This is a genomic window from Streptomyces ficellus (assembly GCF_009739905.1).
Classification (GTDB): Bacteria; Actinomycetota; Actinomycetes; order Streptomycetales; family Streptomycetaceae; genus Streptomyces; species Streptomyces ficellus_A.
On sequence record NZ_CP034279.1, the window covers coordinates 5787346 to 5808341 of the forward strand.

Sequence of the window (20996 nt, forward strand, 5' to 3'; positions counted from 1 at the left end):
CGGGACCAACTCTGGCCGGGCGCGCCGGGTTGGACAACGCAATATCCCGTGCGCAACGAAAGATGCCCGCTCCTGATCTCTCCAAGACCAGGAGCGGGCAAACACCAGGCGAACGGTCAGCTCTCGGCGGGTTCCGCGTAGTGACCGACCAGCTGAGCACGCGCCAGCGTGTGGAACCGGAGGTTGAACCCCACGACCGCCGGCGACGCGTCCGCGTCCGGCCCCAGCTTCTCGGTGTCCACCGCGTAGACGGTGAAGACGTACCGGTGGTCCTCGCCCGCCGGCGGCGCCGCACCGCCGAAGTCCCTCGACCCGTAGTCGTTGCGGACGTGCACCGCCCCCTCGGGCAGACCCTCGAACTTCCCGGATCCCGCACCCGCCGGCAACTCCGTGACCGACGCCGGGACGTCGAAGAGCACCCAGTGCCAGAACCCGCTGCCCGTCGGCGCGTCCGGGTCGAAGCACGTCACGGCGAAGCTCCTGGTCTCCGCCGGGAAGCCCTCCCACCGCAGGTGCGGCGAGGTGTTGCCCTTCGCGTAGACCTGCCCGTCCGCCAGCTCGGCACCGGGCACGACGTCGTCGCTCACCACCGTGAAGGACGGCACCTGCGGATGGAAGTCGTGAGGGAGCGGCGCCCTCTTCTCCTCGCCCACGGTCACGTCAGAACCTCCGTTTCGCTGTTCCTCACTGATCCTCCGCCGAGATTAGAGCCAGTTGCGGCGCCCACCCACATCGGCGAGCCACTGGTTCAGGTAGGCGGCCCAGTCGGTGCCCTGGAAGTCGTTCAGCCCTACCTTGAAGGCCCGGTACGAGTCGCTGCTCTCGCTGAACAGCCCCGGCTTCTTGTCCATCTCCAGGACGACGTCCATCTCACGCTCGTCCGCGACGAACGTCAGCTCCACCTGGTTCAGCCCCCGGTACTGCTGCGGCGGCAGGAATTCGATCTCCTGGTAGAACGGCAGCTTCTGCCGCGTCCCCCGGATGTGCCCGCGCTCCATGTCCGCGCTCTTGAACCGGAAGCCCAGCTGGATGAACGCGTCCAGGATCGCCTGCTGCGCCGGCAGCGGGTGCACGTTGATCGCGTCCAGGTCACCGGAGTCCACGGCCCGCGCGATCTCGAGCTCCGTGGTCACCCCGATGTCCATGCCGCGCAGCTGCTGCCCGGCGATCGTCGTCACCGGCGTCTCCCAGGGGATGTCCAGCCCGAACGGCACCACGTGCACCGCCTGCGCCTTCACCTCGAAGGCGCCGCCGAGCCGCACCTTGGTGAACTCGACGTCCTGCTTGTACTCCTGGTCACCACCCTCGACCTCGACCCGGGCCTGCAGCCCGACCGACAGCCCCTCGATCCGCTGATCCACCGAGCCGCCCTGGATGCGCACCTCGCCCTGGACGACTCCACCGGGCACGACGTTCGCCTCGGTGAGCACCGTCTCGACCGACGCGCCCCCCGCACCCAGGCTCGCGAGCAGCTTCTTGAACCCCATGTTTCACTCCTTTTCGGATCCGGACCCCTACATACCCGCATACGCGGAAGGACCGCGGCCGGTTCCCAGTACGCTCGTACGACATGATCGAGAGCCCCGACCGTACGCCGCTCCCGCGAGACTTCTTCGACCGCCCCGTACTGGAGGTCGCCCCGGACCTGCTGGGCCGCACCCTCGTACGGATGACGGACGACGGCCCCATCGAACTCCGCCTCACCGAGGTCGAGGCGTACGCGGGCGAGGCCGACCCAGGCTCCCACGCCTACCGTGGCCGCACCGCCCGCAACGCCGTGATGTTCGGCCCGCCCGGTCACGCCTACGTCTACTTCACCTACGGCATGTGGCACTGCCTCAACCTGGTGTGCGGACCCGAGGGCCGGGCGAGCGGAGTCCTCCTGCGGGCCGGTGAGGTCCGGGTGGGCCAGGAGCTCGCCCGCAAACGCCGGCTCTCGGCCCGCAACGACAGGGAACTGGCCAAGGGCCCCGCACGCCTGGCCACTGCCCTGGACGTCGACCGCACCCTGGACGGCACCGACGCCTGCGCCGGCCCCTCGTCCCCGCTGTCCGTGCTCACGGGGGCGCCGATCCCGGCCGCCCAGGTCAGCAACGGTCCGCGAACCGGTGTCGGCGGCGAAGGGGCCACCCACCCCTGGCGCTTCTGGATCGACGGCGACCCCACGGTCAGCCCCTACCGCGCCCACGCACCGCGCCGGAGGAGGGGTTGACTTGGGGAGCCGAAGCGCCTAGTGTCTACCGAGCTGCAAGAGCTGGGCCTGCCGTTCAAGGCGCCCGGGAGCAGCCATCCACCATCCAAGATCGACATCCTCAACGGGTTTCGTCTTTTCGGTATGCCCGGAATGAAATCCGAGCGACTTGATTATGAGTCGCCGAGGAAATGGTCTAAAGTGGTGGAAGCGCCGAAAGGCAAAGGCCCTCCAACGGCCACCGGAAACAGAATCCGAACCGGAAACGGAACGGAAAAAGGATCTGGTAGGGTTGGAAACACGAAATACCGAAGGGAAGCGCCCGGAGGAAAACCCGCAAGGGTGAGTACAAAGGAAGCGTCCGTTCCTTGAGAACTCAACAGCGTGCCAAAAATCAACGCCAGATTAGTTGATACCCCGTCCATCCAACGGATGGTCGAGGTTCCTTTGAAGAAGACACAGCGAGGACGCTGTGAACCGAGGGGACTATTCCTCCCCTCCGGTTCCGCTCAACGCGAGTGTCAACCCGATCACGGGTAAACATTCACGGAGAGTTTGATCCTGGCTCAGGACGAACGCTGGCGGCGTGCTTAACACATGCAAGTCGAACGATGAACCCACTTCGGTGGGGGATTAGTGGCGAACGGGTGAGTAACACGTGGGCAATCTGCCCTTCACTCTGGGACAAGCCCTGGAAACGGGGTCTAATACCGGATACGACCACTGAAGGCATCCTCAGTGGTGGAAAGCTCCGGCGGTGAAGGATGAGCCCGCGGCCTATCAGCTTGTTGGTGGGGTAATGGCCTACCAAGGCGACGACGGGTAGCCGGCCTGAGAGGGCGACCGGCCACACTGGGACTGAGACACGGCCCAGACTCCTACGGGAGGCAGCAGTGGGGAATATTGCACAATGGGCGAAAGCCTGATGCAGCGACGCCGCGTGAGGGATGACGGCCTTCGGGTTGTAAACCTCTTTCAGCAGGGAAGAAGCGAAAGTGACGGTACCTGCAGAAGAAGCGCCGGCTAACTACGTGCCAGCAGCCGCGGTAATACGTAGGGCGCAAGCGTTGTCCGGAATTATTGGGCGTAAAGAGCTCGTAGGCGGCTTGTCACGTCGGATGTGAAAGCCCGGGGCTTAACCCCGGGTCTGCATTCGATACGGGCAGGCTAGAGTGTGGTAGGGGAGATCGGAATTCCTGGTGTAGCGGTGAAATGCGCAGATATCAGGAGGAACACCGGTGGCGAAGGCGGATCTCTGGGCCATTACTGACGCTGAGGAGCGAAAGCGTGGGGAGCGAACAGGATTAGATACCCTGGTAGTCCACGCCGTAAACGTTGGGAACTAGGTGTTGGCGACATTCCACGTCGTCGGTGCCGCAGCTAACGCATTAAGTTCCCCGCCTGGGGAGTACGGCCGCAAGGCTAAAACTCAAAGGAATTGACGGGGGCCCGCACAAGCAGCGGAGCATGTGGCTTAATTCGACGCAACGCGAAGAACCTTACCAAGGCTTGACATATACCGGAAACGGCCAGAGATGGTCGCCCCCTTGTGGTCGGTATACAGGTGGTGCATGGCTGTCGTCAGCTCGTGTCGTGAGATGTTGGGTTAAGTCCCGCAACGAGCGCAACCCTTGTTCTGTGTTGCCAGCATGCCCTTCGGGGTGATGGGGACTCACAGGAGACTGCCGGGGTCAACTCGGAGGAAGGTGGGGACGACGTCAAGTCATCATGCCCCTTATGTCTTGGGCTGCACACGTGCTACAATGGCCGGTACAAAGAGCTGCGAAGCCGCGAGGCAGAGCGAATCTCAAAAAGCCGGTCTCAGTTCGGATTGGGGTCTGCAACTCGACCCCATGAAGTCGGAGTTGCTAGTAATCGCAGATCAGCATTGCTGCGGTGAATACGTTCCCGGGCCTTGTACACACCGCCCGTCACGTCACGAAAGTCGGTAACACCCGAAGCCGGTGGCCCAACCCCTTGTGGGAGGGAGCTGTCGAAGGTGGGACTGGCGATTGGGACGAAGTCGTAACAAGGTAGCCGTACCGGAAGGTGCGGCTGGATCACCTCCTTTCTAAGGAGCATCTAGATTCCGCAAGGAATCCAGAGCCACTACGTCGGCAAACGTTCGACGGTGGTCAGCTCATGGGTGGAACGTTGATTATTCGGCACGGTTCGTGAGGGTCACTAGTACTGCTTCGGCGTGGAACGTGAACCTGATCTGATCGTGCCGGGCACGCTGTTGGGTGTCTGAGGGTGCGAGCGTTGCTCGCCCTTCTGCGATGCCGGCCCCAGTGAACTTGCCGCGTGAGTGGCAGGGTGATGGGTGGCTGGTCGTTGCTTGAGAACTGCACAGTGGACGCGAGCATCTGTGGCCAAGTTTTTAAGGGCGCACGGTGGATGCCTTGGCACCAGGAACCGATGAAGGACGTGGGAGGCCACGATAGTCCCCGGGGAGCCGTCAACCAGGCTTTGATCCGGGGGTTTCCGAATGGGGAAACCCGGCAGTCGTCATGGGCTGTCACCCACTGCTGAACACATAGGCAGTGTGGAGGGAACGAGGGGAAGTGAAACATCTCAGTACCCTCAGGAAGAGAAAACAACCGTGATTCCGGGAGTAGTGGCGAGCGAAACCGGATGAGGCCAAACCGTATGCGTGTGATACCCGGCAGGGGTTGCGCATGCGGGGTTGTGGGATCTCTCTTTCACAGTCTGCCGGCTGTGAGACGAGTCAGAAACCGTATGGGTAGGCGAAGGACATGCGAAAGGTCCGGCGTAGAGGGTAAGACCCCCGTAGCTGAAACTCATGCGGCTCGTTTGAGAGACACCCAAGTAGCACGGGGCCCGAGAAATCCCGTGTGAATCTGGCGGGACCACCCGCTAAGCCTAAATATTCCCTGGTGACCGATAGCGGATAGTACCGTGAGGGAATGGTGAAAAGTACCGCGGGAGCGGAGTGAAATAGTACCTGAAACCGTGTGCCTACAAGCCGTGGGAGCGTCGCACAGAGACTTGTCTCTGTGTCGTGACTGCGTGCCTTTTGAAGAATGAGCCTGCGAGTTTGCGGTGTGTTGCGAGGTTAACCCGTGTGGGGAAGCCGTAGCGAAAGCGAGTCCGAACAGGGCGATTTAGTAGCGCGCTCAAGACCCGAAGCGGAGTGATCTAGCCATGGGCAGGTTGAAGCGGAGGTAAGACTTCGTGGAGGACCGAACCCACCAGGGTTGAAAACCTGGGGGATGACCTGTGGTTAGGGGTGAAAGGCCAATCAAACTCCGTGATAGCTGGTTCTCCCCGAAATGCATTTAGGTGCAGCGTCGTGTGTTTCTTGCCGGAGGTAGAGCACTGGATAGGCGATGGGCCCTACCGGGTTACTGACCTTAGCCAAACTCCGAATGCCGGTAAGTGAGAGCGCGGCAGTGAGACTGTGGGGGATAAGCTCCATGGTCGAGAGGGAAACAGCCCAGAGCATCGACTAAGGCCCCTAAGCGTACGCTAAGTGGGAAAGGATGTGGAGTCGCAGAGACAACCAGGAGGTTGGCTTAGAAGCAGCCACCCTTGAAAGAGTGCGTAATAGCTCACTGGTCAAGTGATTCCGCGCCGACAATGTAGCGGGGCTCAAGCGTACCGCCGAAGTCGTGTCATTGCAGCATACGGGCCAACGCCCGCTGTGATGGGTAGGGGAGCGTCGTGTGCCGGGTGAAGCAGCCGCGGAAGCGAGTTGTGGACGGTTCACGAGTGAGAATGCAGGCATGAGTAGCGATACACACGTGAGAAACGTGTGCGCCGATTGACTAAGGGTTCCTGGGTCAAGCTGATCTGCCCAGGGTAAGTCGGGACCTAAGGCGAGGCCGACAGGCGTAGTCGATGGACAACCGGTTGATATTCCGGTACCCGCTTTGAAACGCCCAGTATCGAACCAGGCGATGCTAAGTCCGTGAAGCCGTTCCGGACCCTTCGGGGAAAGGAAAGTGGTGGAGCCGACGGACCAGACCTGTAGTAGGTAAGCGATGGGGTGACGCAGGAAGGTAGTCCAGCCCGGGCGGTGGTTGTCCCGGGGTAAGGGTGTAGGCCGTGTGATAGGCAAATCCGTCACACGTTAAGGCTGAGACCTGATGCCGAGCCGATTGTGGTGAAGTGGATGATCCTATGCTGTCGAGAAAAGCCTCTAGCGAGTTTCATGGCGGCCCGTACCCTAAACCGACTCAGGTGGTCAGGTAGAGAATACCGAGGCGTTCGGGTGAACTATGGTTAAGGAACTCGGCAAAATGCCCCCGTAACTTCGGGAGAAGGGGGGCCATCACTGGTGAGAGCACTTGCTGCTCGAGCTGGGGGTGGCCGCAGAGACCAGCGAGAAGCGACTGTTTACTAAAAACACAGGTCCGTGCGAAGCCGTAAGGCGATGTATACGGACTGACGCCTGCCCGGTGCTGGAACGTTAAGGGGACCGGTTAGCTCCATTTCGGTGGGGCGAAGCTGAGAACTTAAGCGCCAGTAAACGGCGGTGGTAACTATAACCATCCTAAGGTAGCGAAATTCCTTGTCGGGTAAGTTCCGACCTGCACGAATGGCGTAACGACTTCTCGACTGTCTCAACCATAGGCCCGGTGAAATTGCACTACGAGTAAAGATGCTCGTTTCGCGCAGCAGGACGGAAAGACCCCGGGACCTTTACTACAGTTTGATATTGGTGTTCGGTTCGGCTTGTGTAGGATAGGTGGGAGACTGTGAAGCTTGGACGCCAGTTCAGGTGGAGTCGTCGTTGAAATACCACTCTGGTCGTGCTGGATGTCTAACCTGGGTCCGTGATCCGGATCAGGGACAGTGTCTGATGGGTAGTTTAACTGGGGCGGTTGCCTCCTAAAGGGTAACGGAGGCGCCCAAAGGTTCCCTCAGCCTGGTTGGCAATCAGGTGTTGAGTGTAAGTGCACAAGGGAGCTTGACTGTGAGACCGACGGGTCGAGCAGGGACGAAAGTCGGGACTAGTGATCCGGCGGTGGCTTGTGGAAGCGCCGTCGCTCAACGGATAAAAGGTACCCCGGGGATAACAGGCTGATCTTCCCCAAGAGTCCATATCGACGGGATGGTTTGGCACCTCGATGTCGGCTCGTCGCATCCTGGGGCTGGAGTCGGTCCCAAGGGTTGGGCTGTTCGCCCATTAAAGCGGTACGCGAGCTGGGTTTAGAACGTCGTGAGACAGTTCGGTCCCTATCCGCTGTGCGCGTAGGAATATTGAGAAGGGCTGTCCCTAGTACGAGAGGACCGGGACGGACGAACCTCTGGTGTGCCAGTTGTTCTGCCAAGGGCATGGCTGGTTGGCTACGTTCGGGAGGGATAACCGCTGAAAGCATCTAAGCGGGAAGCCTGCTTCGAGATGAGTATTCCCACCTCCTTGAGAGGGTAAGGCTCCCAGTAGACGACTGGGTTGATAGGCCGGATATGGAAGCCCAGTAATGGGTGGAGTTGACCGGTACTAATAGGCCGAGGGCTTGTCCTCAGTTGCTCGCGTCCACTGTGTGGTTCCCGGGTTGCGAACAGTCGCACCGGTTGAACCAGTTTCACTACTTAATTGAAGAGTGTGCTTGTTCGCTAGAACCCGATAGGGTTTCGGTGGTCATAGCGTTAGGGAAACGCCCGGTTACATTCCGAACCCGGAAGCTAAGCCTTTCAGCGCCGATGGTACTGCAGGGGGGACCCTGTGGGAGAGTAGGACGCCGCCGAACAATCTTTCTAGGACCCTTGGTCCCAGCGTTCATGCTGGGACCAAGGGTCCTTTTTGTTTTGCTGATCTTTTTTCTCGAAGCGCGACGGGCGACCGACTGCGCGAGAATGACTGCGGTACCCGAAGACAGGAGCCTTACCCATGTCCACCAACTCCTCCGACGATCGTCCGGAGCGCGAGCCGCGTCGCAGGGACGGTGGTGACCGGGGCGGCTTCCGCGGACCGCGGCGTGATGACAACCGTGGCGGTGGCGGTGGCTTCCGTCGCGATGACCGTCGCGATGACCGCCGTGACGACCGTGGTGGGCGACCCGTCGGCGGTGGCGGCGGGTTCCGGCGTGACGACCGGCGTGACGACCGGCGTGACGACCGCCGTGACGACAGCCGTGGCGGCTTCCGCCGTGATGACCGGGCTCCCCGCCGCGACGACCGCCGTGACGACAATCGGGGTGGCTTCCGTCGCGACGACCGCCGTGACGACAACCGGGGCGGCTTCCCGCGCGACGACCGGGCGCCTCGCCGCGATGACCGCCGCGATGACCGCCGGGATGACCGTCGGGATGACCGGGGTGGGCGTCCGGCCGGCGGTGGCGGTGGCGGCGGGTTCCGGCGTGACGACCGGCGGGATGACAACCGGGGCGGTGGCTTCCGCCGCGATGACCGGCGCGATGACCGCCGTGACGATCGTGGCGGGTTCCGTCGCGATGACCGCCGCGACGACAGCCGTGGCGGCTTCCCCCGTGACGACCGGGGCGGCTACCGCCGGGATGACCGGCGCGACGACCGGGGCGGGCGTCCGGCCGGCGGTGGCGGTGGTGGCGGCGGGTTCCGTCGCGACGACCGTCGGGATGACAACCGGGGCGGTGGCTTCCGCCGCGATGACCGGCGCGATGACCGCCGTGACGATCGTGGCGGGTTCCGTCGCGATGACCGCCGCGACGACAACCGTGGCGGCTTCCCCCGCGACGACCGGGGCGGCTACCGCCGCGACGACCGGCGCGACGACAACCGGGGCGGCTTCCCGCGCGACGACCGGGCGCCTCGCCGCGATGACCGGCGTGACGACCGCCGCGACGACCGTGGCGGGTTCCGTCGCGACGACCGCCGCGACGACCGTGCGCGTGGGCCGCGGCGGGACGACCGTGACCGCGGCGGTTACCGGGGGCGTGACGACCGTGGTGGGTTCCGGCGCGACGACCGGGACCGGCGTGACCGCGACCGGGAGCCGATCAAGCGGCTGCCCATCCCGGAGGACGTGACCGGGGACGAGATCGACAAGGACGTGCGGCAGGAGCTGATGAGCCTGCCGAAGACCCTGGCCGAGGACGTCGCCAGGAACCTGGTGATGGTCGCCAAGCTCATCGACGAGGACCCCGAGAAGGCGTACGCGTACTCGCGCATCGCGCTGCGGCTCGCCTCGCGCGTGGCCGCCGTGCGGGAGGCCGCGGGCTTCGCCGCGTACGCCACGCAGAAGTACGCCGAGGCGCTGGCCGAGTTCCGGGCCGCCCGGCGGATGACGGGCAGTGTGGAGCTGTGGCCGGTGATGGCCGACTGCGAGCGCGGCATGGGCCGGCCCGAGCGGGCGATGGCGATGGCCGGGGAGCCCGAGGTGCAGAAGCTCGACAAGGCCGGCCAGGTCGAGATGCGCCTGGTGGCCGCCGGGGCGCGCAGGGACATGGGGCAGCTGGACGCCGCCATCGTGACCCTGCAGAGCCCGGAGCTGGCGTCGAACTCCGTACAGCCGTGGACGGCCCGTCTGCGGTACGCGTACGCCGACGCGCTGCTGGAGGCGGGGCGTGAGGCCGAGGCGCGCGAGTGGTTCGCCAAGGCGCTGGAGGCCGACAAGGACGGGTCGACCGACGCGTCCGACCGGCTCGCCGAGCTGGACGGGGTCGAGTTCGTCGACGCCGCCGTGGAGGAGTCCGAGACCGGCGAGGGCGACGCGGGCGTCGAGCCGCGGGACTGAGGTGAGGTGAAAGGGGCGGCATCCCTCGCGGGTGCCGCCCCTTTCGCGTGTCCGGAACCGGTCAGTCGACGTCCAGGCTCCGCAGCACCAGGCCCGTCGCGGGCTTCGGGCCGAACGAGGTCGACTTGCGCGGCATGGTGACGCCCTGGCGGGCGAGGTCGCGGACGACGTCCTCGCGTACCGGGTGCATCAGGACGGCCGTGCCGCCGCGGCGTTCGGCCTGTTCGACGACGGCCTGGGCGTCGTGGATGTAGGTGATGCCCTCGGGGGTGTCCGGGACGCGCCAGACGTGGTCGATGAGCGTGGCGTGCAGCACGGTCGCGTCGAGCGCGCGCCAGGCGTCGGGGCGGTCGGCCGGGACCGTACGGGCCACGAGGTCCGGGGAGGGGCGGTCGACGAGGTGGAAGCGGCCGTCGCCGGCGAGGACGAAGGCGTTGCCGTCGCGGGCGGCGGTGGCGAGGGCGTCCAGGGCGGCGGGGAGGGGGCCCTCCACCGTACGGACGCGGAAGGCGTCGCCGAGGAGGCGGAGCGCGTCGGCGACCGGGAGGTGGTTCAGGAGCCGGTGGATGGCCCGGACCTGGAGCGGGTAGCGGGCCGTGTCGATGAGGAGCACGAGGCCGTAGTTCCAGGGGCCGGGCGGGTGCTCCTCGCGCAGGCGGAGGTAGGTGGCCCAGCGGTGGTGGCCGTCGGCGATGAGTGCCTGGTGCCGGCCGAGGTCGTCGGCGACCTCGGCCAGCGCGGCCGGGTCGGTGACGGACCACAGACGGTGGCTCATGCCGTCCTCGGTGGTGGTGGAGAGGAGCGGTGCCCGCAGGACCGTGCGCTCGATGACGGCGGTCGCGCCGGTGGCGGTGCCGTTGCCCCGGTAGGTCAGGAGCAGCGGGTCGAGGTTCGCGGCCGTCGTGCGCATCAGGGACGCGCGGTCCTCGACGACGTGCGGTATGACGTCCTCGTGGGGCAGGACGATGCCCTCGGCGGGGGTGCTGAGTTCCAGGGCCCCGATGAGGCCGCGCTGGAGGAGGTCGCCCTTGCGCTGCTCGTACACGTACAGCGCCGGTTCGGTGTCCGCGGCGAGGACGCCTTCGGCGAGCCAGGACCGGAGGGTGTCGGCGGCCTGGCGGTGGCGGGCCTCGCTGGTGGCGGCCTGCGGGAGGATCAGCCGGACGATGTTGTACGGGTCGGCCGACTGGAGATGGTGCACCCCGTCGGGCCGGACGACGACGTCGTACGGGGGAGAGGTCACCGCGGCGAGACTCCCGACCCGTTCCGGTACATAGCGCAGTCCGCGGAAAGGTGTCAGGCGCAGACCGCCGTTGGCCGCAGAACCTCTTGTGTCCATCCCTGCATCGTATGTGGATCGAGGGTATGAGCGATGATCGGGGGCAATTGCGGCCGGAACGAGGAGTGCGGGACATGGAGCAGCGGGTCAGGAACCGGCCGGGCGGCAGCGCGGGTGCGCTGAGCGAGGCGTACGACACGGCGCTGCTGGACCTGGACGGGGTGGTGTACGCGGGCGGTGAGGCGATCGCGCACGCGGTGGAGTCGCTGGAGGTCGCCCGTGACGGCGGGATGCACCTCGCGTACGTCACCAACAACGCGCTCCGGACGCCGGACGCCGTCGCCGCGCACCTGACGGAGCTGGGGGTGCCGGCCGGGCCGGCCGATGTGATCACCTCCGCGCAGGCGGTGGCCCGGCTGATCGCCGAGCAGGTGCCGCGGGGGGCGCGGGTGCTGGTGATCGGTGGGGAGGGGTTGCGGGTCGCGCTGCGTGAGCGCGGGCTGGAGCCGGTGGAGTCCGCCGATGACGACCCGGCCGCGGTGGTGCAGGGGTACGGGGGGCTGGAGTTGCCGTGGGGGCGGTTCGCGGAGGCGTCGTACGCGGTGGCCCGGGGGGTGCCGTGGTTCGCTTCGAACACCGATCTGACGATCCCGAGCGGCCGGGGCATCGCGCCGGGGAACGGTGCCGCCGTGGAGGTGGTGCGGATCGCGACGGGCGCGGAGCCGCAGGTGGCGGGCAAGCCGCTGCCGCCGATGCACCGGGAGACGATCCTGCGGACGGGCGCGGAGCGGCCGTTGGTGGTGGGGGACCGGCTGGACACCGACATCGAGGGGGCGTTCAACGGGGGTGTCGACTCGTTGCTCGTGCTGACCGGGGTGACGGACGCGGCGCGGTTGCTGGCCGCGGTGCCGGAGCACCGGCCGACGTACGTGGACGCCGATCTGCGGGGGCTGCTGACCGGGCAGCCGGAGGTGACGGGCTCGGCCGCCGACGGATTCCGGTGCGGTGACTGGACGGCCGGTGTCCGCGGTGACGCGCTGGTGGTCGAACGCGCCGGGGAAGGGGACGGCGGCGCGGACGCTCGCCCCGGGGCGCCGGCGCTGGACGGGCTGCGGGCGCTGTGCGCGGCGGCGTGGACGCACGCCGGGGACGGTTCGTGCACGCTGGACGCGGGGAAGGCGCTGGCCGCGCTGGGGTGGTGATCCGTCGCGGGAGAAGGGGGAGAAGGGGGAGGAGGGGAGACGGGCGAGGCGGACGTGATCCGAGGGCCGGCGGGAGCCGGGCCGGGCGGGGTCCGACCGCCCGGCCATGGCACAAAAGCCAAGGTAGGCTAACCTAACCGGGTGTTGGTCGACAGTCCCCCCGAACAGAGCGCGGACACCTCAGCCGAGTCGCCCGGGCGCCGCCGTTCGGCACGCCTGGCCGGACTCCTCGTGTCCGTCGCCGTCCTGCTGCTGGTCTGTGTCGCGAGCATCATGGTCGGGGCCAAGCCGGTCCCGCTCGGTGACGTGTGGCACGGCCTGTTCCACAACTCCGGTACGGGCAACGACGTCCTCATCCAGGACCTGCGTGTGCCCCGGACCGTCCTGGGGGTGCTCGTCGGCGTCGCGCTCGGCCTGTCCGGCGCGGTGATGCAGGCGCTCACCCGCAACCCGCTCGCCGAACCCGGCCTGTTGGGCGTGAACGCCGGTGCCGCGGCGGCCGTCGTCACCGCCATCAGCTTCCTGGGCGTCACCTCCCTGAGCGGCTACGTGTGGTTCGCGTTCCTGGGGGCCGCGGTCGTGTCGGTGCTGGTGTACGTCCTCGGCGGCAGCCGTGGCGCCACGCCGGTACGGCTCGCGCTGGCGGGTACGGCGGCGACCGCCGCGCTGTACGGGTACGTCAACGCCGTGCAGCTGCTGGACTCGGCCGCCCTGGACCGGCTGCGGTTCTGGACGGTCGGCTCGCTGGCCAACGCCGACGCGGCGACGATCCGCAGCGTGGCGCCGTTCATCGTCGTGGGCGTCGCCCTCGCGCTGCTCATCGCGCGGCCGCTGAACGCCATGGAGCTGGGCGACGACACGGCCCGCGCGCTGGGCGCGCACCTGAGCCGGACGCGCGTCCTCGGCATGGTGGCGGTGACGCTGCTGTGCGGCGCCGCGACCGCCGCGTGCGGGCCGATCGTCTTCATCGGCCTGATGGTGCCGTACCTGGTCCGCGCCCTGACCGGCCCGGACATGCGCTGGATCCTGCCGTACGCGGCCGTTCTGTCGCCCGTGCTGCTGCTCGGCTCCGACGTGCTGGGCCGGGTCATGGTCCGGCCCTCCGAGTTGCAGGTCGGCATCGTGACCGCGCTCGTCGGCGGGCCCGTCTTCATCCACCTCGTACGCCGCAAGAGGATGGCCCAGCTGTGAGCACGCGTACCGCCAAGGCCCTGCGCACACCCGGCGGGCTGTCCCTCCGCTACGAGCCGCGCGCGGCCCTCGCCGTCCTGGCGCTGACCGTGGTGACCCTGGCCGCCGGGGTCGTCCTCATCGGCAGCGGTGACTTCCCGATCGCGCCCGGGGACGTCGTCGCCACGCTCCTCGGCGACGGCACCATGGCGCAGGAGTTCGTGGTCCAGGACCTGCGGCTGCCGCGGGTGCTGGTGGCGATCCTGGTCGGGGCGTCCCTGGGCCTCGGTGGCGCCGTCTTCCAGTCGGTGTCCCGCAACCCGCTCGGCAGCCCCGACATCATCGGCTTCGGGCAGGGCGCCACCGTCGGCGCGCTGACCGTGATCGTGCTCTTCGGAGGCGGTTCCGCGGCGGTGGCCGGCGGCGCGGTCGCGGGCGGCGTGGTCACCGGCGTCCTGATCTACCTGCTCGCCTGGAAGCGCGGCGTGCACGGCTTCCGGCTGGTGCTCGTCGGCATCGGCGCCGCCGCCATGCTGACCGCCGTCATCCACTACCTGATCACCAAGGCCGACCTGATCGACGCCACCCGGGCCGTGCTGTGGATGACGGGCACCCTCGACGGCCGTGACTGGGCCCAGTTCTGGCCGCTGCTCGGGGTGTGCGCCGTGCTCGTGCCGCTGACGCTGGCGTACGGCCGCCCGCTGCGGATGCTGGAGATGGGCGACGACGCGGCGTACGCGCTCGGTGTGAAGGTGGAACGGACGCGCCTGGTGCTGATGGGGGCGGCGGTGCTGCTGGTGTCCGTCGCCACGGCGTCCGCGGGTCCGATCACCTTCGTCTCGCTCAGCGCGCCGCAGCTCGCCCGCCGCCTCACCCGCTCACCCGGCCCCAACCTCGCCGCCTCCGCCCTCATGGGCGCCGCCCTGCTGCTGGTCGCCGACTGGACCGCCACCAACGCCTTCGGTGAGCGGCAACTGCCGGTCGGCGTCGTGACCGGTGTCGTCGGCGGTGTCTACCTGCTGTGGCTGCTGGTGACCGAGCGCAAGGCGGGCCGGATATGACCACCGAGAACCAAGAGAAGAACGCCAGGAGTACGTCCATGCAGCAGCGCCTGAGCGCCGAGGCGGTCACCCTCGCCTACGAGCAGCGGATCATCGCCCGGGACCTGTCGGTCCGGATACCCGACAACTCCTTCACGGTGATCGTCGGGCCCAACGCCTGCGGCAAGTCGACCCTGCTGCGGGCCCTGGCGCGGATGCTGAAGCCGACGGAGGGCCGGGTGCTGCTGGACGGCCAGACCATCCACTCCATGCCCGCCAAGAAGGTCGCCAGGACCCTGGGCCTGTTGCCGCAGTCGTCGATCGCCCCGGACGGCATCACCGTCGCGGACCTCGTCGCGCGCGGCCGCTACCCGCACCAGGGGCTGCTGCGCCAGTGGTCCCCGGAGGACGAGCGGATCGTCGCCGAGTCGATGGACGCGACCGGCGTCGGCGAGCTGGGCGACCGGTACGTCGACGAGCTCTCCGGCGGGCAGCGGCAGCGCGTGTGGATCGCGATGGCGCTCGCCCAGCAGACCCCGCTGCTGCTGCTCGACGAGCCGACGACCTACCTCGACATCCAGCACCAGATCGACGTGCTCGACCTGTGCGCCGAGCTGCACGAGACGCAGGGCCGCACGCTGGTCGCCGTGCTGCACGACCTCAATCACGCGGCCCGGTACGCCACGCACCTGATCGCCGTGCGCGGCGGGGAGATCGTCGCGGAGGGGCCGCCGTCGGAGGTGGTCACCGCCGAGCTGGTCGAGCGGGTCTTCGGGCTGCGCTGCCAGGTCATCGAGGACCCCGAGACGGGCACCCCGCTCGTCGTGCCGGCGGCGCGCAAGGCCCGTACCGCCGCCGCGCTCCAGACGCTGGAGAAGTGACCGCCGGTGCTGGGGGAGTGACAGCGGCCGCTACAGGAGGGAGCGCAGGCGCATCAGGTCGCGGAAGCCGGCCTCCAGCCTGACGCGGCCCACCGCCCACGCCTTGGCGAAGTTCAGCTCGCCGTCCACCAGCGCCACCAGGTCGTCGCCGGTCATGGCCAGCCGGATCTCGGCCTTCTCGGCGGGCGGGCCGTCCTGCTGGTCCACCACCTCGATCCGGCCGCCCGCGAGGCGGCCGTTGAAGGTGGTGTCGAGGTCGGTGATGTGGCAGCTGAGGGAGCGGTCCAGCGCCGCGGCGCTGCGCACCTCGCCGTTCGCGTGCCGGAGGGTGTCGGAGAGCTTGTCGAGTGCGCTGCGGCACTCCTCGATCGTGGCCATCGGGACCGACCGTACCTCAGCCCTTCGCGGTAGCGTCTGGGCATGAGCGACGTGATGCCCGAGCCGCCGGAGGCCGCAGAGGACGCACCCGGTGCGGACGCGCCCGGGGAGACGTACGAACCGGCGGCACCCGCGCCCCTCGGGGTGGAACGGACGCCCACCGGGCACCCCCGGGTCGACGCCGGCCTGGAGCGGCTGGCCGACGCCGACCACCTCCCGGCGGACGGGCACCTGGAGGTGTACGAGGATGTACACCGGGGGCTGCGGGAGGCGCTCGCCGCGCTCGACGCACACCCCCAGCCGTCGCCTTCGTACGAACACAGGAGCTGAACCGAACGTGGCAGGAGTCGCACGCCGCCGTCTCGACGCCGAGCTGGTGCGCCGGAAGCTCGCCCGCTCGCGCGAACACGCGAGCCAGCTGATCGCGGCGGGGCGGGTCACCGTCGGCGGCAACACCGCCACCAAGGCCGCCACCCAGGTCGAGACCGCCGCCGCCATCGTGGTGGCGCAGGACGACGACGACCCCGACTACGTCTCGCGCGGCGGGCACAAGCTGGCCGGCGCCTTCGCGGCCTTCGTGCCGCTCGGGCTGAAGGTCGAGGGGCGGCGGGCGCTGGACGCCGGGGCGTCGACGGGCGGGTTCACCGACGTCCTGCTGCGCGCCGGGGCCGCGCACGTGGTGGCCGTCGACGTCGGCTACGGGCAGCTCGCCTGGTCGCTCCAGAGCGATGAACGCGTCACGGTCAAGGACCGTACCAACGTGCGTGAACTGACGCTGGACGCGATCGACGGAGAGCCGGTGGATCTGGTGGTGGGCGACCTGTCGTTCATCCCGCTGGGGCTGGTGCTGCCGGCCCTGGCGGGTGTGTCGGCGCCGGACGCCGACCTGGTCCTGATGGTGAAGCCGCAGTTCGAGGTGGGCAAGGAACGCCTCGGCAGCGGCGGGGTGGTCCGCAGCCCGGACCTCCGCGCCGAGGCGGTGCGCACGGTGGCGCGCCAGGCCGGTGAACTGGGCCTCGGCGTGCTGGGCGTCACCGCCAGCCCGCTGCCCGGCCCGTCCGGCAACGTCGAGTACTTTCTGTGGCTGCGGGCCGGCGCGCCCGCCCTGGATCCGGCGGATGTGGAACGCGCCGTGGCGGAGGGACCCCGTTGACTTCATCGACATCGTTTCCGGCGACGGCGGATCCGGCGGCCGCCGGACCCCGCACCGTCTTCCTGCTCGCGCACACCGGCCGTCCGGCGGCGATCCGCAGCGCCGAGCTGGTCGTGCTGGGCCTGCTGCGCAGCGGACTCGGCGTACGCGTCCTCGCCGCCGAGGCGGCCGACCTGCCGCTGCCGCCGACGGTGGAGACGGTGCCGGAGGCGTCGCCCGACGTGCTGGACGGGTGCGAGCTGCTGATCGTCCTCGGCGGCGACGGGACGCTGCTGCGCGGCGCGGAGTTCGCCCGCGCCTCGGGGGTCCCGATGCTCGGCGTGAACCTCGGGCGGGTCGGCTTCCTCGCGGAGGCCGAGCGCGACGACCTCGACAAGGTCGTGGACCGGGTCGTCACCCGGGCCTACGAGGTCGAGGAGCGCATGACGCTGGACGTCACCGTGCACAACAACGGCGACGTGCTCTACAGCGACTGGGCGCTCAACGAGGCCGCCGTGCAGAAGGTGTCTCCGGAACGCATGCTGGAGGTCGTCCTGGCGATCGACGGCCGGCCCGTGACCGGCTTCGGCTGCGACGGGGTGATCTGCGCGACGCCGACCGGCTCGACGGCCTACGCCTTCTCCGCCGGCGGGCCGGTGATCTGGCCCGAGGTCGAGGCGCTGCTGATGGTGCCGATCGGGGCGCACGCGCTGTTCGCCAAGCCGCTGGTGACGACGCCGGACTCGGTGCTGGCGGTGGAGGTCGAGCCGCACACCCCGGACGGGGTGCTGTGGTGCGACGGGCGGCGCACCATCGAACTGCCCGCCGGGGCCCGGGTGGAGGTCCGGCGCGGCGCGGTGCCCGTACGCCTGGCACGGCTGCACCACGCGTCGTTCACCGACCGGCTGGTGGCGAAGTTCGCCCTCCCGGTGTCGGGCTGGCGGGGCGCGCCGCACTGACCCGCGACGGGGGCGGCCGACGCGTGGCCCGGCCGGGGCGGTGCGAGGGTGCGCTCGGCCGTGCGGTGGCCTGGACCACGGTGACCACCCGGCGGCGCGCCACCGGCCGCACCGGCACGTTCCGCCGAACCACACCCGGGCCGGCGCTCCGCCCAGCGGGAACCCTGCCGCCACGGCCGCAGCCGCAGCCGCAGCCGGGCGAGGGGCGGAGGTCGGCCGGTGGACGCGCAGCGGGGCGAGAGCCGGTTCGATACTCATAGTGATCATGGTGCTGGCGCGGCCACGCCGGGACCATCCGGCTGGTGCCCCGATCGGCCTGGGGTTGTCCCCACCCCCCCTCGCCCCGCCCACTCCGGCGGGTGACAGACCACCGCCACGCCCCCGCCGCGACCTGCGGCTTCGGCGACGCGGGGCGGGGGCCGTCGCACAGTGGCCCCCGGACCTCGTAAGGTCTTCCCCGTGTTGGAGGAGATGCGGATACGGTCGCTCGGAGTCATCGACGACGCGGTGGTCGAGCTGTCACCCGGTTTCACCGCGGTGACCGGCGAGACCGGCGCGGGCAAGACCATGGTCGTGACCAGCCTCGGGCTGCTGCTCGGCGGGCGCGCCGACCCCGCCCTGGTCCGGATCGGTTCACCGTCCGCCGTCGTCGAGGGCCGCATCAGCGTGCCGCCCGGCGCCGCCGCGGCGGTACGGGCCGAGGAAGCGGGCGCCGAACTGGACGAGGGCGCGCTGCTCATCAGCCGCACCATCTCCGCCGAGGGCCGCTCCCGGGCGCACCTGGGCGGACGCTCCGTGCCGGTCGGCATGCTCGCCGAGCTGGCCGACGAACTCGTCGCCGTCCACGGACAGACCGACCAGCAGGGGCTCCTCAAGCCCGCCCGGCAGCGCGGCGCGCTCGACCGGTACGCGGGCGACGCCGTCGCCGTACCGCTCGCCGCGTACACCGGCGCCTACCGGCGGCTGCGCGAGGTCACCGGCCGGCTGGAGGAGCTGACCACGCGCGCCCGCGAGCGGGCGCAGGAGGCCGACCTGCTGCGCTTCGGGCTGGCCGAGATCGAGGCGGTCGAGCCCCGCGCGGGCGAGGACGCCGAACTGGCCGCCGAGGCCGAGCGCCTCGGGCACGCCGAGGCCCTCGCGTCCGCCGCGGCGCTCGCCCACGGGGCGCTGGCGGGCAACCCGGAGGACCCGGAGGTCCTCGACGCGACCACCCTCGTCGGAGGCGCCCAGCGGGCGCTGGAGGCCGTCCGGGCGCACGACCCGGCCCTCGCCGCGCTCTCCGACCGCATGGGTGAGATCGCGATCCTCCTCGCGGACGTGGCGGGCGAACTCGCCGGATACGCCGACAACCTGGACGCCGACCCCCGGCGCCTGGCGGCCGTCGAGGAGCGCCGCGCCGCGCTGACCGCCCTCACCCGCAAGTACGGCACCGACGTCGCCGCCGTCCTCGCCTGGGCGGAGGACGGCGCCGCCCGGCTCACCGAGCTGGACGGCGACGACGACCGGATCGAGGCGCTGACGGCCGAACGGGACGCCCTGCGCGCCGAACTGTCCGCACTCGCCCAGGCCCTGACGGACGCCCGGACCGAGGCGGCGGCGCGGTTCGCCGACGCCGTCACCGCCGAGCTGGCCTCGCTCGCCATGCCGCACGCGCGCGTGTCGTTCGACATCCGGCAGACCGAGGACCCCGAGGGGGTCGAGGTCGGCGGCCGGACCGTGGCGTACGGGCCGGCCGGCGCGGACGAGGTCGAGCTGCTGCTCGCCCCGCACCCGGGCGCCCCGCCCCGGCCCATCGCCAAGGGCGCGTCGGGCGGTGAGCTCTCCCGCGTGATGCTCGCCGTCGAGGTCGTCTTCGCCGGTACGGACCCGGTGCCGACGTACCTCTTCGACGAGGTCGACGCGGGCGTCGGCGGCAAGGCGGCCGTGGAGATCGGCCGGCGGCTCGCCAAGCTCGCCAAGTCGGCGCAGGTCGTCGTGGTCACCCACCTCCCGCAGGTGGCGGCGTTCGCCGACCGGCAACTGCTGGTCGAGAAGACCAACGACGGGTCCGTGACCCGCTCCGGAGTCACCGTCCTGGAGGGCGAGGACCGCGTGCGGGAGCTGTCGCGGATGCTGGCCGGCCAGGAGGACTCGGAGACGGCCAGGGCGCACGCCGAGGAGCTGCTGGAGACGGCCAGGGCCGACGCCTGACACGTCCGGGCCCTGCCTGCCCGTGGCCCGGACCCCGTCCCGCACGCCCGCGCCGCCGCGGCGTCCGCTGGAGCCCCCGCTGGGGCTTCCGCACCCGGTGCCGGGCGCCGGGCGCCGCGCTCCTAGGGTGACCGCATGAGCGGATTCAGCAGGGCCGTGGGGCTGGCCGTCGCCGCCGGGGCCACCCGGGCCGCGTACGCCGTGCTGCGGCGGCGCCGCGACGAGCGGTGGGAGCGGCGGAACTACGCCGGGCGGACCGTCGACCTGTACGCCGGGCCCGCCACGACCGTCGGCGCGGTGCTCGGGGCGCTGCCCACGGCCCGTGGCCGGGAGCGGGGCGCCGCCGTGGTGGCCGGGCTCGCGGCGGGGATGTGCGGGGCGTACGACGACGTCCGGGGCGACCACCGGCGGGGTTTCCGGGCGCACCTGGGCGCCCTCGGCGACGGCGAGGTCACCAGCGGCGCGGTCAAGCTCTTCGGGATCGGCGCCGCGGGGCTGGTCGCGGGCGCGCTGCTCAAGGAGCGGCCCGCCGACAAGGTCCTCGCGGGCGTGGTGGTCGCCGGTACCGCCCACTTCGTCAACCTGGTGGACGTACGGCCCGGCCGGGCCGCCCTCGCGGTGCTCGCGCTCGGCGCCCCCGGCCTCCTGCGCGGGCCCCTCGCCGCCGCGCCGGTGGGCGCCGCGGCCGCCGTCCTCGCCGACGACCTCGGTGAGCGCACCATGCTCGGAGACGCGGGCGCGCACGCTCTGGGCGCGGTGCTCGGCACGGCGGTCGCCGCCGTCAACGGGCGGCCCGGACTCGCGCTCCACGCGGCCGGGCTCGTCGCGGCGGCCGTGTGCGGGGACACCGTCAGCCGACTCGCGGGATCACCCGTGTGAGTGAACGCGGGTGA

The 20996-nt window shown here is 69.5% G+C and carries 16 protein-coding genes and 3 rRNA genes; 15 read left to right on the forward strand and 4 right to left on the reverse strand.

Annotation, left to right across the window (positions count from 1 at the left end):
• Positions 1-116: 116 nt before the first annotated feature.
• Both EIZ62_RS25910 and EIZ62_RS25915 read right to left on the reverse strand, forming a co-directional pair.
• Positions 117-653, reverse strand: a complete 537-nt coding sequence (locus EIZ62_RS25910; protein ID WP_156696603.1) for a YbhB/YbcL family Raf kinase inhibitor-like protein — start codon at positions 651-653, stop codon at positions 117-119.
• 51 nt (positions 654-704) lie between these two features.
• Complete coding sequence (locus EIZ62_RS25915) at positions 705-1487, reverse strand: sporulation protein (RefSeq protein WP_156695087.1); 783 nt, start codon at positions 1485-1487, stop codon at positions 705-707.
• A gap of 83 nt (positions 1488-1570) precedes the next feature.
• Here EIZ62_RS25915 and EIZ62_RS25920 point away from each other — a divergent pair, with 83 nt between their 5' ends.
• The 6 genes from EIZ62_RS25920 to EIZ62_RS32175 all read left to right on the forward strand — a co-directional run bounded on the left by EIZ62_RS25920 (position 1571) and on the right by EIZ62_RS32175 (position 9872).
• Entirely contained in the window at positions 1571-2212 is a 642-nt protein-coding gene (locus EIZ62_RS25920; RefSeq protein ID WP_156695088.1) for a DNA-3-methyladenine glycosylase, read from the forward strand.
• Between the two features lie 522 nt (positions 2213-2734).
• Positions 2735-4262 (forward strand): 16S ribosomal RNA (locus tag EIZ62_RS25925).
• Positions 4263-4561: 299 nt separating this feature from the next.
• Positions 4562-7682 (forward strand): 23S ribosomal RNA (locus EIZ62_RS25930).
• A gap of 109 nt (positions 7683-7791) precedes the next feature.
• Positions 7792-7908, forward strand: a 5S ribosomal RNA gene (gene rrf, locus EIZ62_RS25935).
• Together the 16S, 23S and 5S rRNA genes form the textbook arrangement of a ribosomal RNA operon.
• A gap of 228 nt (positions 7909-8136) precedes the next feature.
• The gene (locus tag EIZ62_RS32170) at positions 8137-9165 is read left to right on the forward strand and encodes a hypothetical protein (protein ID WP_208828306.1); all 1029 of its coding nucleotides are present in this window, start codon (positions 8137-8139) and stop codon (positions 9163-9165) included.
• Positions 9144-9872 carry a tetratricopeptide repeat protein gene (locus EIZ62_RS32175; protein WP_208828269.1) on the forward strand — a complete coding sequence of 243 codons (729 nt, stop codon included), beginning with the start codon at positions 9144-9146 and terminating at the stop codon, positions 9870-9872. Before EIZ62_RS32170 ends, EIZ62_RS32175 begins: the two co-directional genes overlap by 22 nt.
• Positions 9873-9933: 61 nt before the next feature.
• Here the strand turns inward: EIZ62_RS32175 and EIZ62_RS25945 are convergent, their stop codons facing one another.
• Positions 9934-11211, reverse strand: a complete 1278-nt coding sequence (locus EIZ62_RS25945) for a DUF1015 domain-containing protein (protein WP_156695090.1) — start codon at positions 11209-11211, stop codon at positions 9934-9936.
• Between the two features lie 74 nt (positions 11212-11285).
• On the opposite strand from EIZ62_RS25945, the gene EIZ62_RS25950 reads away from it, so the two are divergent.
• The 4 genes from EIZ62_RS25950 to EIZ62_RS25965 all read left to right on the forward strand — a co-directional run bounded on the left by EIZ62_RS25950 (position 11286) and on the right by EIZ62_RS25965 (position 15444).
• Entirely contained in the window at positions 11286-12353 is a 1068-nt protein-coding gene (locus EIZ62_RS25950) for an HAD-IIA family hydrolase (RefSeq protein ID WP_156695091.1), read from the forward strand.
• 141 nt (positions 12354-12494) lie between these two features.
• A complete protein-coding gene (locus EIZ62_RS25955) occupies positions 12495-13544 on the forward strand; it encodes a FecCD family ABC transporter permease (RefSeq protein ID WP_167536429.1) in 1050 nt (349 codons plus the stop codon).
• Positions 13541-14584, forward strand: coding sequence for a FecCD family ABC transporter permease (locus EIZ62_RS25960; RefSeq protein ID WP_156695092.1), 1044 nt, complete (start codon positions 13541-13543; stop codon positions 14582-14584). Before EIZ62_RS25955 ends, EIZ62_RS25960 begins: the two co-directional genes overlap by 4 nt.
• On the forward strand, positions 14581-15444 hold the full coding sequence (locus EIZ62_RS25965) for an ABC transporter ATP-binding protein (RefSeq protein WP_156695093.1): 864 nt from the start codon (positions 14581-14583) through the stop codon (positions 15442-15444). The genes EIZ62_RS25960 and EIZ62_RS25965 overlap by 4 nt, the downstream gene beginning before the upstream one ends.
• A 30-nt stretch (positions 15445-15474) precedes the next feature.
• Here the strand turns inward: EIZ62_RS25965 and EIZ62_RS25970 are convergent, their stop codons facing one another.
• Positions 15475-15822: an SCP2 sterol-binding domain-containing protein gene (locus tag EIZ62_RS25970; protein ID WP_156695094.1), complete on the reverse strand. Its 348-nt coding sequence runs from the start codon at positions 15820-15822 to the stop codon at positions 15475-15477.
• A 42-nt stretch (positions 15823-15864) separates the two neighbouring features.
• Here EIZ62_RS25970 and EIZ62_RS25975 point away from each other — a divergent pair, with 42 nt between their 5' ends.
• The 5 genes from EIZ62_RS25975 to EIZ62_RS25995 all read left to right on the forward strand — a co-directional run bounded on the left by EIZ62_RS25975 (position 15865) and on the right by EIZ62_RS25995 (position 20982).
• Entirely contained in the window at positions 15865-16152 is a 288-nt protein-coding gene (locus EIZ62_RS25975; protein WP_156695095.1) for a hypothetical protein, read from the forward strand.
• 7 nt (positions 16153-16159) lie between these two features.
• Positions 16160-16975, forward strand: coding sequence for a TlyA family RNA methyltransferase (locus tag EIZ62_RS25980; protein ID WP_156695096.1), 816 nt, complete (start codon positions 16160-16162; stop codon positions 16973-16975).
• Positions 16972-17913 (forward strand): NAD kinase, encoded by a 942-nt coding sequence (locus EIZ62_RS25985; protein ID WP_156695097.1) that lies wholly within the window; start codon positions 16972-16974, stop codon positions 17911-17913. The genes EIZ62_RS25980 and EIZ62_RS25985 overlap by 4 nt, the downstream gene beginning before the upstream one ends.
• A 471-nt stretch (positions 17914-18384) precedes the next feature.
• On the forward strand, positions 18385-20103 hold the full coding sequence (recN, locus tag EIZ62_RS25990) for a DNA repair protein RecN (RefSeq protein ID WP_156696605.1): 1719 nt from the start codon (positions 18385-18387) through the stop codon (positions 20101-20103).
• Positions 20104-20238: 135 nt separating this feature from the next.
• Entirely contained in the window at positions 20239-20982 is a 744-nt protein-coding gene (locus EIZ62_RS25995; protein WP_156695098.1) for a hypothetical protein, read from the forward strand.
• Positions 20983-20996 lie beyond the last annotated feature (14 nt).